The following is a 3,182-nucleotide window of genomic DNA, read 5'->3' on the forward strand; positions in this document are numbered from 1 at the left end:
ATCGAAGATGATGCCAAAAAAACCAATAGATGAAAGTGATCTTTTGATTGATTATAAAGCTCAACAGTGTGCTTCATTCTATCGTGGGCTTGAATTGCTTGGAAATGCTAAAGAACTTTTAGAGCAAGCTAAGTTGAATGATGACAAAGTCACAATACAAGCGGCGCTGGTTTATATCAGGGTGTACTCAATGAATTTATCAGGTTTTTTTGATGCATTTAAAGAAGATGCTGATGCTTTATTGAGAGCTTCAGATTGGCCTAATATACCAGAAGATTATAAGATACCGGAGCACTACAATTCTCCTATTAAGTAAAACAGATCCCAGCCAACTGGCCGGGATCTTTGCTTCTAAACCCTAAAAACTTCCCCTTCACGCCGATGCAATCGGAGCACATCGGGCGCGGCGGTCACTTCCAGTTGTTCCGCGTCGGTTATGCCAGACGCAGTAAGCCAGTCGCCAGCGATCACCAACTCGCCGTCTCCCATACCCAATCTGCCCCTAAATCTTGGCGGTCTTGGCTGACCTCGCACAGCGCTTCCCAGGTGGCTTCGTCAGTGGCGACAGTGAGCAAGAGCGTGTGATGCTGGCGTGTCAGTTGTAACGAGGTGCCACAGGTAAAACCGAGTGTCGCCAGCGTATCGCCTGTCAATATCAGTTCCGGGATCGGTTCGGGGGTAAAGGTGATGTTCATGCGGCACTGCGCGGCAAAGCGAGAGCGAATCTCACCTGTTCGAGCAGAAAAAATCCGGCCTGATGACCACCGGCGGTATTGGTATCACGGTGGGCAGCAACAGCACCAACGTCACCGACAGCGGTAAATCGATTTCTACTGTCGGCAGCACGGTGGGCAGCGTACTGGGCAATGTCAGCATGACCGCCGGTGAAGACCTGACGGTGCAAGGCTCCGAGGTGTTAGCCGGTAAAGACATCAGTCTGACCGGTAAAAACGTCGCTATTTTGGCGGCGGAGAATCAAAGCAGCCAGACCCATACCGTTGAGCAAAAAAGTAGCGGCCTGACACTGGCACTGTCTGGCGCGGTTGGCTCTGCCAACCTGAGCATCAGTAAAGATAAGCTGCACAGCAATTATGACTCAGTACAGGAGCAGACCGGTATTTTTGCAGGCTCTGGCGGCTTTGATATCACCGTGGGTGAACACACTCAGCTCGATGGCGCAGTGATTGCCAGCACCGCGGACAAGAGCAAAAACAGTCTGGATACCGGCACGCTCGGCTTCAGTGACATTGAAAATAAAGCCGATTTCAAGGCTGAACATCAGGGCGGTAGCCTGAGTACCGGTGGTCCGGTGGGGTCTGACCTGCTGAGCAATCTGGGCGGCGTGGTGCTGTCGGGTCTGGGTAATGACGGCCATGCCGAAGGTACCACGCAGGCAGCGGTCAGTGAGGGTACCATCACCATCCGTGATACCGATAAACAACAGCAGAATGTCGATGACCTGAGCCGCGACACCGACAATGCCAATGGCAGCATCAATCCTATCTTTGATAAAGAGAAAGAGCAGAACCGCCTGAAAGAAGCACAGCTGATTGGCGAGATAGGGGGTCAGGCAATGGATATTGCGCGGACGCAGGGAGATATCCTCGGGCTTGAGGAAGCTTTGAAACGCCATCCTGAGTTGAAAGGCGATGCGGAAGCCTTGCGTGAGACAAAAGAATACAAAGCCGAAATGCAAAAATACGGCACCGGCAGTGCACTGCAACAAGGTCTTCAGGCCGCAACGGCAGCCATACAGGGCCTGGCCGGTGGTGATATGGCGAAAGCGCTGGCAGGCGCCTCAGCCCCGTATCTGGCTGAAGTCATTCACAATATGACAACCGATGCCAACGGCAAGGTCAACACTGAAGCCAACCTAATGGCCCATGCGGTACTGGGTGCGGTCGTGGCGCAGATAAACGGCAACACAGTGCGCTGGCGGGCGCTTCGGGTGCAGCGATGGGTGAGTATATCGCCCAACAGATGTATCCTGATATCAAACGTGAAGACTTGACAGAAGAGCAACGACAAACCATCAGCGCATTGGGTACACTGGCAGCAGGATTGGCCGGTGGCTTAACCGGTGACAGCACCGCTGACGCGGTTGCCGGGGCGCAGGCTGGGAAGAATGCGGTTGAGAATAACTTCCTGAGCGGTCTGGAAGGGTTTGGTCAAGGCATGATTAGCGCTGGTCAGGCCACCTCTACCCTAGGGCAGTTTATGGCACAGAACGGTGCGACAACCGCAGAGATAGCGCAAGCACAAAGCGACCTGGCGAAAGGCCTGGGAACCGGTTCACCACAACCTACGAGTGAGCTGGTTAAAATATGGGCGTTATTAATGAGTACTGCTGCCACCATGGGAACAGGGACGGCTACCGGAGCTGGGGCAATGGTTACTGGTAGTGTGATCAGTGGCGCAGCTAATGTCAGTACACAGCTCACAGTGAACGGTGACAAGCCATTTAGTTATACCGACGCATTGATAGCGATAGGTGCGGGGGCGCTGACACAGGGGAAAGGTCCGGTATTAACTGGGGGCATCAGTGTTGGTGGCGCTTATGTTGGTAGCACTATTAAAGGTGAAGATCCGACAAATGCAATGACCGGTGCAGGATTTGGTTCGGCCGCAGGGGCGGCGGGCGGTAAAGTTGTAGCAGATAAACTGAAACCCATAATATCAAATGGAGCAGCAGAAACTATTGGTAACATAGGTGGTTCACTTGCTGGAGAAATAGTTGACAACAAGGTTCAGGATAAACTTAATGAGCCTGGAGATAAGAAATGAAAATCCAGACTGTTGGGATAAAGTTGCTTGCTATTTTAATTTGCTATTGTGTTTTTATACTCACAGGCATTGCATTGTTAGCATGTCTATGTGCGACATTTTTAGTCTTTATAAAAAATGGAACGTTTATCTTTAGTTGGGAAGATGATGTTGTTTATTCTATTAAAGTCGGTCTAGCAGCAGGAATTCCTACGGGTATAGGTATCTGGTTTATGTCCTGGATGAAAACTCGCAAAGAAAAGGTCTCTCCACCGAAAGGGTAGCCTCGTCATCCCCCAACCCCGGTTGTTTACCGAGGTTAGGAGGCAATATTCTAGGTCTCACATCGAATGTGGGGTGATTAAGTGGCCTTGCACAGTATTAGAGAAGATATTTATCTCTAGGAGATGGATATTGGG

4 protein-coding genes and 1 pseudogene are annotated in these 3,182 nt (G+C 51.0%); 3 read left to right on the forward strand and 2 right to left on the reverse strand.

What is annotated here, in order from left to right; translation table 11 throughout:
• On the forward strand, positions 1–316 hold a 316-nt coding region (locus V2A85_RS22780), incomplete at its 5' end, for a hypothetical protein (RefSeq protein WP_420072446.1).
• 35 nt (positions 317–351) lie between these two features.
• Here V2A85_RS22780 and V2A85_RS22785 read toward each other — a convergent pair.
• Positions 352–489: a hypothetical protein gene (locus tag V2A85_RS22785; RefSeq protein ID WP_420072447.1), complete on the reverse strand. Its 138-nt coding sequence runs from the start codon at positions 487–489 to the stop codon at positions 352–354.
• Positions 468–695 carry a hypothetical protein gene (locus tag V2A85_RS22790; RefSeq protein ID WP_420072448.1) on the reverse strand — a complete coding sequence of 76 codons (228 nt, stop codon included), beginning with the start codon at positions 693–695 and terminating at the stop codon, positions 468–470. The genes V2A85_RS22785 and V2A85_RS22790 overlap by 22 nt, the downstream gene beginning before the upstream one ends.
• Positions 696–700: 5 nt before the next feature.
• Between V2A85_RS22790 and V2A85_RS22795 the strand changes: the two are divergent.
• Positions 701–2,784, forward strand: a pseudogene (locus tag V2A85_RS22795) (VENN motif pre-toxin domain-containing protein); the annotation flags it as partial.
• Positions 2,781–3,047 carry a hypothetical protein gene (locus tag V2A85_RS22800; protein ID WP_145496830.1) on the forward strand — a complete coding sequence of 89 codons (267 nt, stop codon included), beginning with the start codon at positions 2,781–2,783 and terminating at the stop codon, positions 3,045–3,047. The pseudogene V2A85_RS22795 and the gene V2A85_RS22800, both read left to right, overlap by 4 nt.
• Positions 3,048–3,182 lie beyond the last annotated feature (135 nt).

This window comes from Yersinia sp. 1252 StPb PI (assembly GCF_048593885.1).
Lineage (GTDB): Bacteria > Pseudomonadota > Gammaproteobacteria > Enterobacterales > Enterobacteriaceae > Yersinia > Yersinia enterocolitica_E.

Coding starts and splice junctions, on each gene's coding strand:
- V2A85_RS22785 (WP_420072447.1), bottom strand. CDS start 489: ATGGGAGACGGCGAGTTGGTGATCGCTGGCGACTGGCTTACTGCGTCT.
- V2A85_RS22790 (WP_420072448.1), bottom strand. CDS start 695: ATGAACATCACCTTTACCCCCGAACCGATCCCGGAACTGATATTGACA.
- V2A85_RS22800 (WP_145496830.1), top strand. CDS start 2,781: ATGAAAATCCAGACTGTTGGGATAAAGTTGCTTGCTATTTTAATTTGC.